This is a genomic window from Bacteroides sp. 51 (assembly GCF_010500965.1).
Classification (GTDB): Bacteria; Bacteroidota; Bacteroidia; order Bacteroidales; family Bacteroidaceae; genus Bacteroides.
On record NZ_QVMI01000024.1, the window covers coordinates 13304 to 34615 of the forward strand.

The 21312-nt window shown below is 45.4% G+C and carries 9 protein-coding genes and 1 pseudogene; all 10 read right to left on the reverse strand.

From position 1 onward, the window contains the following. Window positions 1–13 precede the first annotated feature (13 nt). The 10 genes and pseudogenes from D0T87_RS16700 to D0T87_RS16745 all read right to left on the reverse strand — a co-directional run bounded on the left by D0T87_RS16700 (window position 14) and on the right by D0T87_RS16745 (window position 21269). The gene (locus tag D0T87_RS16700) at window positions 14–1687 is read right to left on the reverse strand and encodes a glycoside hydrolase 43 family protein (protein WP_163176265.1); all 1674 of its coding nucleotides are present in this window, start codon (window positions 1685–1687) and stop codon (window positions 14–16) included. Window positions 1688–1826: 139 nt separating this feature from the next. After that, window positions 1827–3215: a glycosyl hydrolase family 28 protein gene (locus D0T87_RS16705; RefSeq protein WP_163176266.1), complete on the reverse strand. Its 1389-nt coding sequence runs from the start codon at window positions 3213–3215 to the stop codon at window positions 1827–1829. A gap of 18 nt (window positions 3216–3233) precedes the next feature. Beyond that, entirely contained in the window at window positions 3234–5162 is a 1929-nt protein-coding gene (locus D0T87_RS16710) for a glycoside hydrolase family 97 protein (protein WP_163176267.1), read from the reverse strand. Window positions 5163–6137: 975 nt separating this feature from the next. Further along, a pseudogene (locus tag D0T87_RS24670) lies at window positions 6138–8774 on the reverse strand (serine hydrolase domain-containing protein); the annotation flags it as partial. A gap of 2 nt (window positions 8775–8776) precedes the next feature. After that, on the reverse strand, window positions 8777–10714 hold the full coding sequence (locus tag D0T87_RS16720; RefSeq protein ID WP_163176268.1) for a glycoside hydrolase family 127 protein: 1938 nt from the start codon (window positions 10712–10714) through the stop codon (window positions 8777–8779). A gap of 205 nt (window positions 10715–10919) precedes the next feature. Continuing rightward, window positions 10920–13079: a heparinase II/III family protein gene (locus D0T87_RS16725; protein WP_163176269.1), complete on the reverse strand. Its 2160-nt coding sequence runs from the start codon at window positions 13077–13079 to the stop codon at window positions 10920–10922. A 255-nt stretch (window positions 13080–13334) separates the two neighbouring features. Beyond that, window positions 13335–14738 (reverse strand): alginate lyase family protein, encoded by a 1404-nt coding sequence (locus D0T87_RS16730; RefSeq protein ID WP_163176270.1) that lies wholly within the window; start codon window positions 14736–14738, stop codon window positions 13335–13337. Window positions 14739–14761: 23 nt separating this feature from the next. Then, window positions 14762–16336 (reverse strand): Ig-like domain-containing protein, encoded by a 1575-nt coding sequence (locus D0T87_RS16735; RefSeq protein ID WP_163176271.1) that lies wholly within the window; start codon window positions 16334–16336, stop codon window positions 14762–14764. Window positions 16337–16363: 27 nt separating this feature from the next. Beyond that, entirely contained in the window at window positions 16364–18109 is a 1746-nt protein-coding gene (locus D0T87_RS16740) for a RagB/SusD family nutrient uptake outer membrane protein (protein ID WP_163176272.1), read from the reverse strand. Between the two features lie 10 nt (window positions 18110–18119). Beyond that, window positions 18120–21269: a TonB-dependent receptor gene (locus tag D0T87_RS16745; RefSeq protein WP_163176273.1), complete on the reverse strand. Its 3150-nt coding sequence runs from the start codon at window positions 21267–21269 to the stop codon at window positions 18120–18122. Window positions 21270–21312: the final 43 nt, after the last annotated feature.

Below are 21312 nucleotides of genomic sequence, written 5' to 3' on the forward strand. Positions count from 1 at the left end.
TCATTTTACAGTCTCATCTTGTTACGCGAAACCAATCCGCATCCACCCATCCCCGGTTGTTCACTCCATGGGGGTTAATACAGAACAGGCCGACTTTAGCACCAATCCACTTTCCCTGCCGGGCTTTAAAGGGTTCGCCCACAATGGTATATTTTTTATCATCCATGCTGTACGAGAATTGGCACATACCGCCATCTGCTACTTGTAAACGCATATAGATATCGCAAACATAATTGGGAAACAGCCCTGCCTCATATTTATGGGCAACGGGCAATTCCGCCAAATCTATTGTACGTTCAGGATTCTTTTGTTCGGCATCCTTACAAATGGATTGTTGCAAGACAAATGCATTCCCTTTTTTAGCAACCGACAAATAAGTGTAGTCCCACCCCATGACGATAAGCCCTGTCTTTGATCCGTCTTCTTTTGCCGTAAACCGGAGTTTCGTAGTGGCGGTAAATCTCTCGGCGGGGAGTTTCTGCATCAGCAGGTTGGGTACTTCCCAGAAGTTCACAAAGTCTTCAGACAGTGTATATCCATATATACGCATGAACCCCAGATCGGAAGGATAGCCAAACGTATCCTGGTAGTTAGCATGCCACTGCCATTGCAGCCCCGGTTGACGAGTATTAAATTCATCACTTTCTGCCGGAGCGGTTACCGGATATTTTGCACCCACATCGGGTTTCCTGTATCGGCTTACAGGTTCTCCGCAGCCATCGCCATCTTTATCTTCACCAATCACAGGCCAGTCGTTCACCCATTTCATGGGGTTCAGATGAATGATACGCCCGTAAGCTCCTTTATCCTGAAAGTGTATAAACCACGACTCTCCGGTGCGAGTGTCTATCCATCCGCCCTGATGGGGTCCGTTAATTTTAGTTTTCCCCTGCGCCATAACGACTTTGGGTTCATAAGGACCATAAATATTCCGCGAGCGTAAAGCAAGTTGCCAACCATCGGCCACGCCACCTGCCGGTGCAAAGATGTAGTAATAGCCATTCCGCTTGTATAGCTTAGGGCCTTCGATTGTATGGTTTACACCATCGTTACCGTCGAACACCAGTACCGGATCGGATATTACTTTTGTGCCTTCGGCATTCATCTCGCTTATCACAATGATACTGTTTATTCCGGCACGACTGCCTGCCCAGGCATAAGCCAGATAAGCTTTACCATCTTCATCCCAAAGCGGAGTCGGGTCTATCATTCCTTTTCCGGCCTTCACCAGAATAGGTCTGTCCCATTCGCCTGCCGGGTCTTTGGTTTTCACCAGATAGATGCCGAAATCGGGATCGCCCCAATAGATATAGAACTCTTCGTTATGATAGCGGATGCATGGCGCCCAAACGCCACGTCCATGTTGTGGTTTATTGAAGAAGTCTGCGGGTTCCTGCGGATTCTTCAATGCATGGTTAATAATCTGCCAGTTTACAAGGTCTTTGGAATGAAGAACAGGCAAGCCAGGAATGCAATTAAAACTGGATGCCGTCATGTAGAAATCATCCTCGACGGCACAAACGTCCGGATCGGAGTAATCGGCATGCAGTACCGGGTTCATATAATAGCCGTTTCCCTGGTCGGAAACCCATGTCTCAGATAAATGGTTCTGAGCATGAATTCCCGCACAAAACAATAAAATGCTTAACAGAGAGAATGCTGTTTTTATTTCTGTTCTTTTTCCCATCTCATTCATTTAATTATCCGAATCCTGTAAAACAACCTTATTACCTTAAAACTACATATTGAGAACCTTTCAGCGGCACCTGGCCGCAATACTATAAAATACGAAGCTAGCAGTCAACTCACCTAATCCATCCGCTACTTTATTTCACTTTTATATCTTCAATAAATTCATTCGTTTGAAAGCCTTTACTGTCTTTCATCTTCTGTCCGTTGATGATAATGTTTTCAAAAGTAACGTTCTTTACGCTGCGTGTAGCATCGTATCCTTTTATCAGTGAGGGCTTCTCTCCTACCCCGTCGTAGCTGATATTACGGAAAGTTATATTCTCTACGCCACGGCCCGGCTCTTTGTCGTACTTTGCATTGAAACGCACATTGATATGAAACAAGCGACCTTCCTGGATACTTTCTACGCGGATGTCTTCGAACAAGACATCGTGTACCAGGTTCTTATCGCCGGCATCAATAGCCATACAGCCCTGATAGGGGATGTCGTCTTCATCGTGTTCCAGAATATCGACGTTACGAACGGTGATATTGCCTACGCGGTCGCCCGGCTGACCCTCGGAATTACCGTGCCCGCCGATATTGATTGGGTGGGCGATGTCTGCCCAAAGGATAGCGTTCTGCAATACAACATGTTGGGTGTCGCCCCAGAAATTCCAGCGATGGGCATAAAGGGCGATACAATCGTCGGAGTTGCGCATAAACACATTGTCTATCATTACATTGCGACAACTCATCAGGTCGATGCCATCACTCCAACCTTTGCAACTGAAGCTTTTCAGGTTCTTAACGGTCAGCCCGTCTGTTTCGCCGCCGAACACGGTGTAGTGGTCGGGGTTTACTACGGTAATGCCATCAATCCATACGTTTTTTGAATAGGTAACTTCTATTCCGCGGACGGGGTGGTCGAGGATGCCGCGACCGATGATGCGGACGTTTTCGGCTTTATCTACCAATAGTTTGGCTTTCAGTACAGCACCCGGAGCAAGGTAAACGGTGGTATTGGAAGAAACCTGTATCTGGTTGTTGGGTAAGTCCTTGGGGCGATGCACACCGGGACCGAAATACATAACGCCTTTTGCTGCTTGGGTATAAGTTTCCGTTTCCAAGGGGTTGGCAAACAGATGAAGGTTGTGCAAGCGGTCGCCGTTAAATTCAATAGAGAGATACTGGGGTTTATCGAGCGTAAACGTGATTACATTACGGTTTACGATGTGTTTAATGCCTTTCGCCAGCGGACGGATGGCCACGTCATAGATGGTGCCGTTGTTCTTTTTCACCATGACTTCTACCGGACTACCCATGTCGAATTGTACCATCGAGGCATTCCGGACATTATCCATATCGACCTGTACGTTGTATTCGAACAAGTCTTGCCACTCTCCGCCCGGCATGCGAACGCAGACGGTATAGTCGTCGTTGTGCTTCATGCCGGTATTCAGGGTGTTGGGATAGGTTTTTAGTTGTGCCTGAAGGGGCGATACGGCGTATAGGGTTAAGAGTAATATAAGTATCTTTCTCATTTTCTTCTTTATTTAATATCAGTTCAGGGGGATAAAGTGCATAGCTGCCCCACCACTGGCTTTCAGGGTGAAGGTGAATGTATCGCCGGTTTTGGCTCGTTTTGTGGTTATTCTCACCCGGGTACGGGTTTTTGCTTTATCGTCATCTTCGTATAGGCGGACTTCGTATTTCCTGCCGGGTTCAAGGAAATCGGCGGATAGGGTGAGTTTGCGCGGGTCGTTGTTTGTCATTATGCCTACAAACCACTCATTTCCCGAACGGCGGGCCATTGCGATGTGTTGGCCGATGGCGCCGGAAAGCACCCGGGTATCTTCCCAAACGGTGGGGATGTTTTTCCAGAACTCAAGTTCGGGTTCTCCCTGATATTGCTTGGGGGTGTCATACCAGAACATGAACTGAATGGGGCTGTAATATACGGCGGCCATAGCCAACTGATGGGCGTAGGTTGTTTTCTTGCGCCCACTGTAATAGCAGAGGGTGTAGTCTGCGGCTCCGCACAGGAATCGTGTGAAGGGCAGTATGACGTTGTGCGTTGCATCGGGCATTTCTTCATTTCCGCGTATGCCTTCCTGCGTCATCAGGTTGGGGTATGTGCGGCTGAAACCGGTGGGACGGTATTCGTCGTGGATGTCTACCATCATTTCATGTTCGGCACACTTCCGGATGGCATCGTGCAGCCAAGTGCTCCAATGTTGGTTGCCTATTTGTACGAAGCCGAACTTGATGCCTTTCAATCCCCATTCCCGATAGAGAGGGAGCAGTTCGTCGAGTTGCTGCACAAGGGCGCGCTGGTTGACGTATACCCACAGTCCGATGCCTTTGCTTTCGGCGTATGCACAGAGTGCAGGCATATCCAGATCTCTGTCGGGGGATACGCTGGTGGCATCGGACGACATTTTCATTTCCGGCCCGTACCATCCGGCATCCATGTGTACGTATTGGAGTCCCATGTTGGCGGCAAAATCAATCGTTTCCATCACTTCGGCTTGTTTCAGGTTGGAACGCATGACTTTACCGGGGGTTATCCAGGAAGTATCTGCAATCCGGCAGGGAGCATTCAGGTTCAGAAAGATGTCATTGTTTGCAATAAGTTCGCCTGGTTGGTTGGCCACCATAACCACACGCCAGGGGGTGGAGTAAGGGGTAATGATGTCGATGCTGCTGTACAGGCTGGCTTGTAGGGTGTTTGGTTTCTGCTCGTTGAGATGGAACTTCATGCGGGCATAGTCAATCATCGCGGCTTCGGCCAGAACGGTTGTCAGCCCGTTGGGGAGTTGCAGGGTGAGCGGGCGTTCGCTTTCGTCTTTCCAGTTGCTTAACGGAAGGAGTTCGTAGGGACCTTGCGCCCAGCGCTCGTACCAGGCATTCGTGCCTTGGGGAAGGGCAAACTGGGTTTGCTCGCCAAGGATATGGAGGAATAATCCGTTGGTAGCCTCGGGAAAGTGGTAGCGGAAAGCGATTCCTTCGTCGTAGGCACGGATAATGAGGTTCATGAAGTACTTCCGGCGTTTGTCGTATCCGTCTGATATGCCGCCACCGGTATCGCCTTTTTCGAAAGCCAGGGTGAGCTGGTTGTATTGGTCTTTAATGAGCGAACGCTCGCCATAGACGGGTTTCCAGAGAGTGTCTACCGTTTCGCGCGTTTCGGCAGTTAGTACAAGGCCTTCGCCCCATATCTTGCTTTCGTCGTTGGGAATGCCCAGGGCCGACTCGAAGAGCTGGTTTTCAATAAGTACGCCTAACTCTGACTCGTGGATAACATCTTTGCCTTCATAAGTCAGTGTATAGTACATCTGCCGGGTGTGGGGGGTGAGTTGTTTCTGGTAGAAAACAAATTCATATGCACCGTTGGGCGACGATATGGTTTTAACAGTCTCTTTAATAACCTGGGTTGCCGGGGCGCTTAAAGAGAATAATAAGAGTAGTGATCCTAAAAGCCTTTTCATTGTTCTGGTTATTTATTACTTTTATTAAAATACGAATAATAAGGAAGAAACACCTAATATAGGTATGAAAAAGGAAAAGTTGCTTTAAAAGGGGGGGGTAAAACGGTTTGGAAAGGAGTGAAACGGTGTGGAAATGACTCCGCATGGCTCAGCCGGAACGGCTGTTAATCTTGGTAGCCCGTTGCTTCAGCATCGGGGCAGCGAGGCGCTGTACCCAGATTGCGTGCCGAAGGTACGCGATAATGAGATCAAGATTGCGTACCTTCGGCACGCACGTGGTAGTTCTTTGCCTACCCGATGCTAAAGCAACGGGCTACCAAGATTAACAGCCGTTCCGGCTGACCCCATGCGGTTGGTCACGAATCGCATCAAAACTATTCAGAAATACTCAAAACCAAACAAAAAGACAGCATTTAGCGGATTTTGCTTACATACAAACTTTTCAAAAACCGCCAACGAGATGTTAAAAACAAGTATTAGGCTTGCTTCAGCAGTGTATTATTGATATTTGGAAGTAGCCCAGCGCAATAATTTCTACACTTGAGCCGCGTACTTTCGATAGCACGCGGCTCAAGTATCAACAGTCGAGCGCTCAAGTATCAACAGCCGAGCGCTCAAGTATCGACAGCCGAGCGCTCAAGTATCGACAGCCAAGCGCTCAAGTGTTTAGAGCGTTTCATTTTATAGGCTTCCATTCTCTGGTTGGTCTATTTTAAGCAAAAAAATTGAAGTATACATTTGCTGCATCAATCCGGATTCATACAACTATTTGCGCATTATTCCACCGAAATAACAATATTTAGATATTACATTTTGCCATTTCAAATCTTTTTGCATTTCAAATACATGGTTCTTTTTCCATTTTCCCTTCCCTTCTTACCCTAAGCCCGGAATTTGCGATTACAGTTCCATTCTATTATCAAATTGTCATTTCTGTCATTTTGTCTATACTTTGCTATTTCCGCCACAAAATCATTCCAATGTTTTTGATATTAATTCTGAGATAACCGGAGCATCGTAAAAAGGTGAAAAGCCATCATCACGAGCGGAAGTTCCTTCTACATGAGTAAGAAACAAACCATAAACACCATCTTTTGTATTTATCCACGGGTATGTGCCCGCCCATCCGGGACTGCTAATCTGATAAGCGTTTCCATGTTCGTCTATTTTTTCCCGCCATTCGCCCAAACCATAAATACCGGTATGGTATGCCCCGAAAGCCCTTTCAATGTATTCGCCAGGCAAAACCTGAGCATCGCCCACCTGATCGGCTTGCATTTCTTTTATTGTTTTTGCTAAGAGTACTTGTTTACCGTTGTACACCCCATGATTGAAGATCATATTCAGGAAAGCCATATAATCGTCCATAATTGTCCTTGCAGCACCTCCAAGCATTGGGCTATGTCCATCTGCGAAACTCACAGGGGTAAAGAAAGTCTTTTTCATCTCTAAAGGTTGGGCTATTTTCTCTTGAAAGAGAGTTTCGAAATCCATGCCCGATGCTACTTCGGCCATACGTCCGGCAATCTGCATGGCAAGGCCGCCGTACTGGAACCGGCTACCGGGAGAGAATACCGTATCCATAGGCATGATATCTGCCACAGCATCTTTCAATACATTGTGCGTATCTCGCTTAGGCAAAGGATGATAGTCGGGAATACCCGAAGTATGGGAAAGCAGTTGCCTTAAGCGGATTTTTCCTTTCGGATCTCCCGCAAACCCGGGCAGCCATTTCTCGATGGGATCATCCCACGATAGCTCCGTTTGGTCGACCACTGTGGCAATAGCTGCCGCTGCCAACCATTTCCCGGCGGAAGCAATATACACTTCTGTTTCGGGTGTATATGTTCCATAATACTTCTCGAAAAGCACCCGATCGGCCTTAACCACTTTGACGGCCGCTCCCGGATAGTAGCCTCTTTCTATCCAACCGGTAATGAGGCTATCTAACGGAGCAAAATCATAGGTCTGTATCGAAGAAGCATCCTGATTATCCAATATATAAAAACTACGTTCTACTGCTTCGGCTGTTTGCCACTGTCCGGCTATTCCGTATTGCCAGGCTACAACGGTAACTTTTACCGGGTACTTGGCCCGGGGCGGTACGGGCGTAAATACAACCCGGTTATCTTCAATGATTGCCGGTCCTTCCTTTATATAATAATAAACCGGAAGTCCGCTACTGGCTGTGGCGTTTAAAGCCACCTGCCGGGTTTTCCGGGTTACATCTGCCAGAGTTGGGAAAACAATATGTTGCTCCGCCCCATCCGTTATCCGGTAAGGAATGCGGAGTGATAATTGCTGTACGGTACTCTTATATTGCTCGTCTCCATCGTTCTCGGCAAGCAGAACGATTTCGCCGGTTCGCCTGGGATTATTCAGCCCCATACGATAGAACTGAATCTGAAATGTGGTATCATTCATCTGTTTTACCGGACCGCAGATGCGGGATATCCGGATTTTACCTTGCGCATGTTCATCACTAACAACCGTCCTGAGCGTATCGGTAAAGGCAGCCGACAAATGAAAAGTCACCCCATCGGCCTCCGGCTGGAAACTACCCGAAATACGGACGTGCGATTGCGGGTTAAACGTTAGCAACTCTCCGTTCTGCACAAAACCAATGTATTGTTCTTTCTTTCCCCGCACTTTTGCATAATACGTTTCGGTTGCCCCAGCCATTTCCTTATCGAAATACCAGAAAGCCGAATCATGACTCCCTTTATATTGAGCGTATGGCGCAGCTTCAGCACGAGGCGGTTCATCTTTGTGCCAGCGATCGGCCAACCAGCCGTGTTGTGCACGAACAGGAATGAGTTGTGCCGGTCTGTCTAAAGGCATAGTTGAAGGCAGACGATATTGAGCCGCTTTCTTCAAGAACAAAGACAGATAATTGATCAACCCATCGGAATGATCGAAATGTCCGCGGCCTGCATCGGCAAGCATCGACAGGGGAGCATCAGGATATTGGCGGCGGTATTCGAAAGCAGTAATCAGCCGGTCTTCCCACCATTCGTACTCGCCCATGACCATCAGCCCGGGAATACCTTCAATGGTGCGGTCGCCCCAGTCGGGGTTTGCCCTACCATATCCGGTGAGATGCGTGCGAGGAGCATCACCATGAATAGAAAGCATGGCCAATGTACGTTCGGGATTCCATGCGCCGAAGTTCCAGGGATAAGTTGCCATAGCCGAGTGTCCGATGGGAACAACAGGTGCATATTGCAGTTCGGTGTATCCGGAGGCAGCAGCCAGATCCTTCAACATCTGGTCGAAGATGGCCGGAGTATCTTCTGACAAACCCCAGCTTTGGTCGATTCCGGGTGTTATCCATATCTCGGCAAAGCCTAGTTCGGACAGATTCTTACGGAAATCCGGATGTTCGAAGATGCCTTCTTCGCTCATATTATGCTGACCGATTACAATAGCCCTGACTTGTTTGCAGTGAGGGGGAATCCACAGATAAGCCTGCGGATGCGCGTTGGTTTCGTTGGAAACAAACCCGCTAACCTCAATAGACCATTGCCACTCGCCGGTATCGAAAGAGGATATGGCAGATTGAGGTGTACATGCAAGTAACCAGAAACATACCAGGAATAAAATGTATTTCATATTCAATCTTTTGCTAAATCCCAATACACAACATACCGTTGATGATGTATCTTATGAATCGGCTCCAAGCGGACATTCTCATTTACCACATAAAACACCAACTTTTCCGTTTCAGACGGTTGGATATATTGGGCCAACTTCTTCTTATCCAGAGCTAATCCGGTTTTAAGATTGGCAGGCACATGGTAATCATACGTATAGTAGTCGTTATGAAGATGCGGATCAGAGAATGGAGCAGGCGCTTCCATACCTTCCGTTCCCATGGCACCGGCCAATACCAGCGGACCGTACATAATGGCGCATTTATCCGGGTTGTCGTTGGCTTCTGCCATATGCAAAGACATGGGGTAGTTGATCTCTATTTTGTCACCATCATTCCACGTTCTATCCACAAGCATATAGCTCGATGGTTTCTGTTTTACGCTGATCTTCTTTCCATTAACTTTCACTTCTACGTTTTTCGCCCACACAGGATAGCGCAGATTCACAGGCATCTTTACCGGCCCATCGGCCTGGATAGTCAACGTTACTTTTCCATCTTCCGGAAACCGGGTTTCCTGCCGCACCTTCACTCCTTTAGCCGCCCAATTCAATTCCGACGGAATAAAGAGATTAACGTATAATGCATGATCTGTATGGTAGTAAATAGCTTCGCCATACTTGGCATGATTCTCAAAACCTGTACCTACGCAACACCAGAACGAGTTCTCGGGTGTACTATATACTTTATGCGCTCCCGGAAGCAAGGGCAGGAAATAGGCCACCATACCCGAGTTCGGGTCTTGCTGCCCCAGAATATGATTATACAATGCACGTTCGTAAAAATCGGCATACTTCGGATCGGCTCCATAAGCAAACAGGTGCCGGGTGAGCTTCAACATATTGTTCGTATTGCAGGTTTCCTGGGTGTAGCCTGTCAGATATTCAGAAATCTTATCAGAATGAATAAACTTCTCTTTATGGCTGTTCCCACCCGTGCAGTATGTTTGATGATCAATAACCGTCTGCCAAAAGAATTCGGCTATTCCTTTAGAGCGCTCATTGGCCGACAGTTCATAGTTTCTGGCTTCTGCTATCACTTTCGGGATGAAAGTATTGGCATGTTTAAAATGTAAATCATCTTTTCCTTCGGCCAGCGGATCAATCACATCATTATGATAAAAGAACTCGGCCAGTTTCTTATGATCCGGATTTCCGGTTATGGAATACAGGTTATAGAAAGCCTCATTTACACCGCCAAATTCATTTCTGATCATCAACCGGCGCTGCTCCTCGCTCAATGGAGAGAGTTTATCGTAAGCCCATTTCGCCGTTTGGGTTATAACATCCAATGCCTGCCGGTTATCGCAATAGAGGTATTGATCAATCAATCCCGAATAGATTTTATGCAACGTATACCAAGGCGCCCAAACCCGCTGCCCGGCAATGTTGCGATTAATCAGGTTTTCCGGATAGGCACTCAGGTAACCATTATGCCCATTGGCCAGCAACACATCCTGTACTTCGGCCAATCCCTTAACAATGCTGTCCGATTTCATTTTATAAACTTCATCGCCCGTTGAGGCATACAGGTAAGCCAACCCCGACATGATGTGCCCTGTGGTGTGACCACGCAACTCACAGTCCAGCGACTCCCAGCCACCCAGCTTTTTCACGGCAGAATATCCGCCTTCCAGTCCGGCCCATGCTCCGGCTGATGTACGGAAGCTATGCAATAGCCGGTCTACACCAAGAGATAATATCCACCCGGATTCCCGATTCATGTTTTCTTTGAATGGGGATTCGAGCAAGCGAATATCTTTCAGGTCGAAAGCATAGGCTTTTATCTCGCCTTGCAGTGGTTGTGTGATCTTACCCTCGTGTTGACCAGGGTATATGGATTGCGCATCTATCAGGATGCAACAAGATAAAAGGAGCAAAAACAAACTGATTCTTTTCATTTTTATTCTTATTTCTATTTTATTTTACAATCATTTTATGGGCTATTATGGAACCCATTATTTCAAACCGCCTGAATCGCCCTAGGCATCGCACTTTCAAGCTTGCTGCAAACGTCATCTTGTGTTTGCGGCAAACGTTGAGTTGTGTTTGCTGCAAACGCAAACTTCAATTTGCAGCAAACGCAAGATGATGTTTGCAGCAGGGTTAATCCTCTCTATTTAAACTTCCATTTAATACAACAAACTGTTTCGCAAAAGAGTCAAAAACAATATTCCCAGGTTTACGCAGATAGCTACCATAGCCAACAAACCATTCCATGATATTCTCGGTTTTAGTACTGTCGGTATCTTCCTTGTATGAATAAGCCAACAGGTAAGCATCCGTATCCCAACCATTAATTACATGATTGGAGTTTCGATGCATAATATGACCATCGGCACGCTCGTTCAGGTAGACTTCCGTAACCTTCCCCCGGTGGGCAATGCGTACTCCCAAAAGTTCGTCACCACTTATACGGCTCACCTGTGGACAGTCTTTCGTGTCGGGTGAATCTTTAAGTATAATTGCAGTGATAAACTTTGCTCGTTGCTGCTTGGCTGGATCGATCACGGAACAGTAAGTCTCCACTTCGTCTGTTTTCTTTGCGATAGCCCCCTGATGCATTTTTAGTTTCAGGTTATCTGGGAAATCGTGTTCAAAATCGCTTTCAGTCAGGTACTCCGGCCAGATGGGGCGGATGTTTACTGCCGATTGTTTGTTTGCGATACAGATATCTATGCCCTGCTTTTTACTTTCTCCATCGGGGTGAAACAACAAACTGAACGTACCGTAATCATATGTCCGCACATCATCTATGACCAATATCACATCGTCGATCCACAGAAAACTACGATGATTCTTCGCAAAATAACGTGCAGTAGGACCTGTTACATCAGCAAGTATGTACTTGATATTTCCACCATCTACCAGATGATGCAGAGAGCCGTCAAGCAAAGAACCTTTATATTGTTGCTCTTCCGGTTGTGCTTTTCCATCGAACAAGAGTACATTATGCGCCTGGCTTTGAAAGAAATATTCACGGTACAACGGATTGGGATACCAGCAGTTACCAGCATCCTTTATCACCTGCTCGCCATTATGAAACAGAATGAATGAACCGGCATCAGCATGGGCATGATTCCACGTATGCCCGCACTTAATACCCAATAGTGTTGAATTTTCCTCCCATGATTTTCGCATGCTTGCCCAACCCATTTCATCATAAGACGTAGAAAGAGGCAGTGACGGTGGTGTGGCGTCAGCAAAACCGGGTGTATACAGAATTCCCATCGGTGTATTGATTGGCATACATTCTTTTTGTTGTCCTTTTCGCACTTGCGCCAAATACCAAAGCATATCCGGCTTACGGATATCCAGTGCCCACAGTAGTTTGAGCACTGCCTCACCATTGGCCGACATGCTGCTGTCGCCAAAATAGAACGAAGGCAGGTAATCGCCGGTACTTGGATAACACATATATAAATAGTAATCGGCGGCATGGGCTAATTGCTCTTTCTCCGGCCATGTCCGTGTGGAATCGTAGTTCTGTAAAGCCAAACGGAAATACAGATATTGCGATGTGCCGTAATTGGCATAACTCACACTCTCATAATAAGCTCCGTTATCAAAGTTCCGCGGTTTATTCTGTAGCACATCTCCGGGAAAAGTGACCCAGCCTGTCAACGCTTCCGCTACACGATCAATGCACCGTGCAGCCTCTGGTATTTCGTGGGCAACAGCTATAGCGGCAACACCCATCATGGCTGTACAGGATGCCCAGTAGTTATGCCCCATCGAGTTTATGGCGTGGAAACGGGTTTCCGGAGAAAGCCAGTCGTTCCATGTCGTACGCATTCCGGCATTGTAAATTGCTTGTGCTAATTCTATACGTTCATCAGGCGACAGATCATTATAAACTGCATCGAACCCAATGGCTAGTTGGAAGTTAACATGGGCCGTAGGAAGAGTAGAAGTCCAGGCGGGCTTCCGGTTCAACATATCCCGGGCCTCTAATGATTCTTTCGCACCCATTGTACGTATCACCCCTTTTATCTTGTCGGCATACTTCTTATCACCGGAAACCAAATAAGCTAAAGCAACATATTCAAGTCTTCCATGCGGATTGCTCTCTTTCAATGCCTGACGAGCCACTTGTTCTATCTCTGCATAGGCTGCTTTTATCTGACTATCCGACTTTAATTGCTCCTTCAACAGGCTCACTTTTTCATCTGTAAAGTATAGATAAGGATGCTGTTGAGCAGAAACAGAAGCTGTTCCGACCACAAGCAACCCCAAAAGGAGGAAAAGGATTCTATTGCTCTTCATGTCTAACGAGTATTGTTTGAATAAGTATATCTGCGATAGTATAAAACTACTATTAATTACGAATAAATAACGGCATACACCTAGTAATTCACAAATTATTTCTGAAATATAGGATTCTCTTTATCTATTCGTAAAAGGGTCGGACGATTTACTGTAAATCATCCGACCCTTTATTGTAATGCATCCGGTGTTTTTTATAAAAGGTCCGGTGCATAATCAGCCATATACTTTTGGCTGTCTGTTATTCTAAAATACCTATTCGCGATACATCATCAGTGTGCCCCAACCCAATTGGTCGAATGCTCCACTATTACCACCATAGCGACCATCGCCCGAACCTCCTTCGGGGCGCATCTTGTCGGCTAGCTGTTTCGCATATTTATAACCACTGCTCAATCCTTTTACCTTGGCATAATGATTATATAAAATCTCCCAACCCGGACGAACACCACCGCGACCCGTATCATCGGCTACACTGGTATGTATAGCACCATGATTCTTATCAGTACAACTGCAACCCGTACAATATTTATACTCATCGAATGGCATTTTATCGGCCGTAATCAGCCATGCACCGGTTGAGTTAGCATTGTCCGTACCATTTTTCAGATTGAAAAGCGCCGTATATTCACCCATACCAAGTATCGCATTGCTCTCCGCTGAGAAGAAGTCCAGTTTTTCAACAGAAGTATTGCCTTGATGCAATGTATAGGCCATCTGACAAAGGTTAGCCACCACAGCTACAGACATAGAAGCGTGTCCCTGGTCGCGTCCGCTCTCCTGGTTCTGGCAAATGGTTTCGCCGGTACCCAAAGGATCGGTATGTGTACCTTGAATCATGTATTTAATACTGCCATTACCTGCACCTGCATAGAAGTAGTTGACAACATAATTAACCATATCGTTATTCTCGGTCAGGATACCGATGGCCAGATAAGAACACATATTCACCAAATCCCAGTTCGACCAATAGTGATGCGCACAATTGTTCGCCCCCTGATGATTGTCCAGGAAGTCTTTGTTCTTAGATGCAAAAACATTCACCATCCACTCTTTGAACTTGGCTAAATCTGTAGCATTCCATCCATTGTAGGTTTGCATAATTTCGGCTGCGTTGGCAAAAGTATATCCCTGACATCCGGCAGCCAGTTTATGGTTGGAGTCGTTGGATGTTACTTCCGTACAAGTCTTCGCCCAGTCATTCATAATAGTGATAGATTCGTTTGCGTACGCTGCATCGCCGGTTAGCTTCCACAGCAATGCTTTTTGGTAAGCTGCCGCAGCATCGCGCATGGCAAAACCATAGTTTTCGCTGGCGAAACCTGTTCCTGTCACATCACCACGTACAATCTTGGTTTGTGGAGTATGCTGATAAGTATGCATCGCATACGAGTTATCTTTCAGCTTCTGAAACTCATCCTTCACCGGCTGCGGAGCGGTACCGTTGTCCAACATCGTTTTCACACGGGTGAAATCTGCTTCATTGAACATAGCACAAGGGTGATTGAATGTATACTGTGCATTTACCGGTTCATACGGTTTTTCTTGTTCTTCGGGCATTGTTAAATCTACCGTACCGAACTCATTTTCTCTGCAGGAGGTCTGCACTGCCATAAGCAGTGCAACTCCCGTGATTATAATTAGATTTTTAATTTTCATTTTCGAATAAATTATTTATTCAATTATTTAATGATATCGTAAGTCAAGCCTTCAGATTCGATATACGCTTTCACATCGTCAATGGTTTTGAACGTTTGTATCCAATATACATTATACTGGAATTGTGCTGTCAATGTACGGATATCGGCATACTTAAACTGAAGTGTTGGGAAGGTTGCAAGAGCGTTTGTCGGCAATACTCCACCATTAGCCCATGCTTGGGTGCTTAAATTATAAATAAATACGTGGCTACCATCGCTACACTTATAATCGTTCAACCATTTATTATTGTTACCAGCCAAACCACCACTATAACTAGCCCCGTTACAAGAACCGGAAGCATCCAGTGTAATATTACGTGAAGTAGCAGCAGTGTAATCCAACGCATCATCCATACGAATGGCAAAAATCGGATAGTTACCTGCATGCAGGAATGTTTTCGCATTCCAACACTTGAAGTCGCCGCGCTGGTTCGTATCGTTCTGCTTATAAGTAGTTACCGTAACCTTACCATAACTCCAAACATGCGAAGAAGAAGTACCATTGCCCGATTGAGCCGCATTATACCAACCATAGTTGTTTTGATCGTGGAATAATTCACGAACCAATCCTTCTGCCAGGTGCAGTTTGATAGAAGAGGCATTGCCTGTTTCCGGACAAGTTGCTGTAATCGTCACATCACCAAATACACCTTCCTGGTTGAAGGTTACCACACCAGCCTGAACGGTAGCAATGTTTGCATCGCTCGAAGTCCATTCTATCAATGAGGTAGTAGACACAGCGGGTACAGTAGTATAAGACAAGGCAATACCCTTATCGGCAATGGCAAATACATAACCTTTGTCGACTGACTTACTCTGGTCGATAGTAACACTTTCGGGCACTACAATTTGCTTCACTGTAATATCTTTCTTTGCCAAAACCTGAGCACCATCAAGCGAAGTAGCCGTGATTGTTACAATAGCAGAATAGTTTTCATTTACCTTACCGGTCACAAGTCCACTGGCATCGACCGTAGCAATAGATTCGTTCGAACTAGACCACTTCACTGTTTTATAAGTAGCATTATCCGGCAAGATAGTAGCTGTTAATTGCGCGGTTTCACCAGCAAAGACTTCATCTGCTGTAGAACTTATCGTAATAGATGTGGCAGGAACCATTGAATTAGCCACCACTACTTTCAGCGTACTATAAATATTACTACCGGAATAGAAAACCGAAGGAGCCACCTGAACAATGGCATAACCCGTACCATTGCCACTAACAGCAGTTATTGTTCCATCTTGGTCTACGGTAGCCACGCTTGTATTGCTGGAAGTCCAATCAAATTCATTAAAGGTAATATCATCAGGAGCAAAAGTATAACTCAAAGCAACACTTTCGCCTTTTATCAACGGTAAAACACTCGCTCCAGCCTCATCCGTATAAATGAGTTGCTGTTGTGCAGCCGGAATATTTATTAAAACCGACTTGGGATAAATGGCAGAGTCGAGGTCAGATGATGCATCGCTGTCATCGCACGAAACCATCGACAGGGTTATTATAGTAGCTGCCATCCATAATAGACAACCAAAGCTATATTTCAATATATGTTTCATAATCATTTTACTTTATAGTTAAACGTTTTAGTTTGTCCAACCCGGATTCTGTCCAAGTTGTGGATTCAACTGCAACTGATCGGATGGTAACGGATAAAGATAGAGTTTATCACTCCACGTTCTGTCACTATACAGGATAATGCAACCCTCATTGTTTAGCTGACGAGATTGTGCAGACCAGTTTGTTTCAAACCATGTTCCTGTAATTTTCACACCCAGTTGGTCTTGTGGCATTTCAGTTCCGGCTGTCGCCCAACGTTTCAGGTCATCAATACGGAAGCCTTCAAGGAACAATTCAACTGTACGCTCGCGACGGATTTCCTCACGCATGGAGAGTCCGTTTGCTGAAACAAAAGCATTACTTAACTTAGGCATATTCTTGTTTACACGTTGGCGAACCTGATTCAAAGAGATATCCAGATCGCTATCTGTAATGGTTCCGCTCAGTTCATAAGCAGCTTCGGCATAGTTCAACAACACTTCTGCATAACGAATCACAGGATAATCCATAGACTCAAAGTAATCGGCTACCTGACGCTCTACTGCCCATTTATTGTTCTGATATCCGCTGGCAGAACGCACATTGGCAACCAGGCAATTATCAAAATCAACATCTGTCCAGGTAGTACGCCACTTACCATCATTATTCCAATATTTCTGATCATGCTTCAGGAGTGTTGTATGCATACGCATATCCCGGTTTTTAAACTCGTCAGTTACACCAACATATCCGGAGAAGAGTGGCGATTTACCAATAGGCAAACCATCCGAACATAAATACAGGTTAGCCATCTTACGCGTAATATAGCAAACATTGCCTTGCATACCATGTGTGATGTTTGTACCCAGGTTATCACCGTCGCGGTGACGACGAGACAAAATATATTCGGTATTGTCTTTCTTAGTCAGATTCGCCGGATTACACTGCCCGGCATCTTCCAGAATAAACATATAGCGATAACTGGCCGTATCCAATGTGGCATGATAGAAGATTTGATGTTTGCCGCCACTAATCACACTCCCTGCCGCATTCTTGGCAATAGTCAACAGTTCAGTACTACGTGCTGTATTGGTAGTCGCATCGCGTCCTCCTGTGTGGAACTTTTGCCAGGTTCCTTCGAACAGTGCAACGCGCGACAGCATACCTAAAGCTGCATATTTTGTCAGACGACCGGCTTCGGAAGCGGTTTCTGGCAATGCGTCCGCAGCTTCCTGCAAGTCTTTTACCATTTGGTCGACAACAACGCCACGATCATCACGTTCTCCATAAAGTTCTCCGGAACTCAAGTCCAAAGGTTTGGTCAGCAGAATGGCGTTTCCATACATTTGTACCAATTCAAAATGAAGATAGGCACGAAAGAATTTCGCCTCGGCTACAGGTATAGCAATAGCTGCCTGATCGCCAAACGATTGCGCTCTGTCCAACAACAGGTTGGTGTAATAGATACGCGTATAGAGTGTGGTATAGTTCTTATCTTCTGCAGGAATATTATTTGTTCCCTGACTATATGTATTTATTGACGAAGTAGCAATTAAGTCCGAACGATAGTCGCTGTGAGGACCATCACTCATACCCGCTCCATAATTATTATCACCCAACTGAAAGTCACGTGTCCAACCATAAAACTGGTTTGCATACAACTGGAAGTTCTCTGCCTTGTCCCACACTAAGTTGTCGCCCATCTCGGCCAAAGGGTCGAGATTCAAGCAGGATGATACAACCAAAGCTATGAACGACAGAAAGGTTACTTTTATATAATGTATCTTATTCATACTCTTAAATTTAGAAAGTTAAATTAACGCCAAAGGTATAGTTACGAGTAAATGGATAGCGTTTTGTTCCTGTTACCTCACGGGCAGCTTCGGGGTCCCATCCATCTTTAATATCAGTTGACTCCCAAAGGTCGGCACCTGTTACATAGATGCGGGCATTTTCAAACACTTTGGTTTTCCGTAGCAAATCACGTGGGAAAGTATAACCAATGGTTACATTCTTCAGACGGATATAACTGGCATTTTGTGCCGTCAAAGACGATGCCCGATAGTTCCAGTTATTAAGATTACTGTCATTTGTATAGGGTGCGTAGTAAGCGTTCGGATTATCTTCGCTCCATGTTCTGCCTATAGACGTCGTAACGGTATTGGTATAATTGGCACGGAACGGAACTGTCCAGTTATCAATGCCACGGTACACAAAGCGATTGGCAGCACCCTGGAAAACGAGACTGATATCAAATCCTTTATACTCGGCACCGAGGTTAAACGAATATGAGATCTCCGGAGAGTCGCTACCCAGGTTTATAAAGTCGTTATGGTCAAGAATGCCATCATCATTTTCATCGCAGTACATATTGTCACCAACACGCAATCCGGCAGGCATTTCAACACCATTATTTTCCAGATATTTCGCTTTGTAAGCAGCCAGTTGTTCTTCATTCTGAATCTTACCACCATAACGAAGCCCGAAGATCGTATTCAATGGATAGCCTTGTTGAGTGGCTACATATCCGTCCTTGATAACGGTCGATCCGCCGATATCAGTCAGTTCGTTACGTGCGAAAGTCAATGTTCCTCCAACATGATAGTTCACATCGCCAATCTTGTCGCGATAGGTCAATTGTCCTTCATAGCCCCAACCTTTGAATTTACCTTCGTTGGCTTCCGGAGCTTTGTCGCCCAATGTACCCGGATATGAGAGGCTAACTAACATATTGTTATTGCGTCTCATAAAAGCCTCTACCGTACCGGTTAATTTATTGTTCAGCAAAGCAAAGTCCAAAGCGAGGTTATAATTCGCAATACGTTCCCACGTACGATTGTTCGATGCCAATGTGCCGCTGGTTTTAATGTAAGATAATTTGTCGCTACCTACATAAGCGCCACTGCTTGATTCTAACGAATAAAGCTGTACGCCATCATAGTATTTAACGCCACTCTGGTTACCCATTTCGGCATACGACAAACGGAGTTTCAAATCGTCCAGCCATTCTACACCCTGCATAAAAGCTTCCTGTTTGATTCGCCATCCGGCAGACACGCCAAAGAAAGCGTTCCAACGGTTTTCTGGCTGGAACTTAGAAGAACCATCGTAGCGACCGTTAAACTCAAACAAATAGCGACCATCGTAAGCATAATTGAAACGACCATAGTAAGACAACACAGCATGTTGGAATCTTACTTTATCTTTATTGTCATCTGTTACCAACGTTACTTCTCCGGAACCATTTACAATATCCAAACCTTCCTGAATATCTTTAATCTTTATTCCGTAATAGGTATAATCTTTAAATTCGTATTGTGCACCCACCGTCAGACTTACATCGTGTTTCTTGGCAAACGTATGATGTGCATTCAAATAACCTGCAAACGAATAAAAATCGGTACGCGAACTTGTTTGCTCATACGATGAGTTAGCCTGTGTAGGGGTTGTCAACACTTTCTTTGTGCCGAGATAGTTATAATAATCAATCGAATTCGTTACTTTATTACGCGAAGCCGAGCTGGTATTGTATCCAATATTACCATTGGCCGACAGCCAATCGGTTACTTTGTAATTCAATGTTTCGCTGATATTGATAGCCGATACCGACAACTCGTTGTTTCCACCTTGAGAAACTTTAGCCACCGGCGATCCCCAGCTACCCCATGCATAAGGTTTGCCGTCTATTGTTGTCAGCGGAAGACCCGGCATAGGTACAGAAACTGTAAGCACAGAACCTATATCTGTTGGTGCTACCTGCTCCTGACGCTGATATGAGATGGCAGATTCCAGCGACACGCTATTCGAGAGTTTATACGTATTGTTTATACGGAAGTTATACCGTTGGTTATTGTTTTTCCCGTATTGCAACGTAGAGCCATCATATAAATAGCCTAAAGAAATACGGTAAGAAGAGCGGTCCGAACCTCCTGAAATGCTCAAGTTTTGTTCGGTCGACCAAGTATCACCGAAAAGAGAGCCCAACCAGTTCACATCATCGGCAAAAACGAAGTCGCTTACATCGGTAAAGGCAGCCGTACCAAACGGATTAGGGCTTGTAGCCAGGTCAATATACGAACCTTTGTATTGCTTAGCCAGTTGAGCGTAAGTGTACCATACATTCGAGGCGTTATCATCATTTTCCAATGCAGCTATTACGCCATCGGCCCATTGATCAACGTTCATCAGTTTAGGCATTAAACCTACTGTTTTCAGTGTAGCCGATCCGCTATATTCTACTTTCGTTTTACCTTCTTTACCTTTCTTGGTAGTAACCAAAACAACACCACCGGCAGCGCGCGAACCATAAATAGCCGCCGAACCGTCTTTCAGGAAGTTAATGGTTTCAATATCACTGGGGTTCAATAAACGCAGTTCGTTTGTGCTTTCATAAGCTACCCCATCGATCACGATCAATGGTTCGGTTGTGTTCTTCGATGTAGCACCACGCAAACTCATGCTCCAGCTTTCATCACCCGGCGCAGAAGATGAACGGGTAATAATAACTCCCGGCACCTGGCCTTGCAGTGCCTGTAACGGACTGGAAAGACCTCCTTTTTCTTTAAAGATTTTGTCGTTGACAACGGTTACAGACCCCGTCAACGATTCTTTTTTCATTGTACCGTAACCCACAACCACTACTTCGTCAAGTAACTCGGAGTCTTCGGCTAATACGATCTTCTTCAGATTTCTGTCATTGGCCCGTATTTCTAACTTCTTATAGCCAATGTAAGAGATTTCGAGTACTGCATTATTTGAAGAAACGTTTAAACTAAAATTTCCATCAAAATCTGTAATGGTTCCATTGGTTGTACCTTTTTCAATGATACTGGCACCAATTACAGGCTCGCCTGACGGGTCAGTCACATTTCCTGTGATTCTGTTTTGGGCAAATACTGATATAGAAATAGTCAGCATAAGCAAAAACATACAAATCGGTTTCAATTGTTTCATAAATACTAAATTAGGATTAAACAAATATCGAATTATTTTCTTT

Bases quoted from the DNA above. Each gene is read 5' to 3' on its own strand.
- D0T87_RS16705 (WP_163176266.1), bottom strand. From the start codon at position 3,215: ATGAGAAAGATACTTATATTACTCTTAACCCTATACGCCGTATCGCCC.
- D0T87_RS16700 (WP_163176265.1), bottom strand. From the start codon at position 1,687: ATGGGAAAAAGAACAGAAATAAAAACAGCATTCTCTCTGTTAAGCATT.
- D0T87_RS16710 (WP_163176267.1), bottom strand. From the start codon at position 5,162: ATGAAAAGGCTTTTAGGATCACTACTCTTATTATTCTCTTTAAGCGCC.
- D0T87_RS16725 (WP_163176269.1), bottom strand. From the start codon at position 13,079: ATGAAGAGCAATAGAATCCTTTTCCTCCTTTTGGGGTTGCTTGTGGTC.
- D0T87_RS16735 (WP_163176271.1), bottom strand. From the start codon at position 16,336: ATGAAACATATATTGAAATATAGCTTTGGTTGTCTATTATGGATGGCA.
- D0T87_RS16740 (WP_163176272.1), bottom strand. From the start codon at position 18,109: ATGAATAAGATACATTATATAAAAGTAACCTTTCTGTCGTTCATAGCT.
- D0T87_RS16720 (WP_163176268.1), bottom strand. From the start codon at position 10,714: ATGAAAAGAATCAGTTTGTTTTTGCTCCTTTTATCTTGTTGCATCCTG.
- D0T87_RS16730 (WP_163176270.1), bottom strand. From the start codon at position 14,738: ATGAAAATTAAAAATCTAATTATAATCACGGGAGTTGCACTGCTTATG.
- D0T87_RS16745 (WP_163176273.1), bottom strand. From the start codon at position 21,269: ATGAAACAATTGAAACCGATTTGTATGTTTTTGCTTATGCTGACTATT.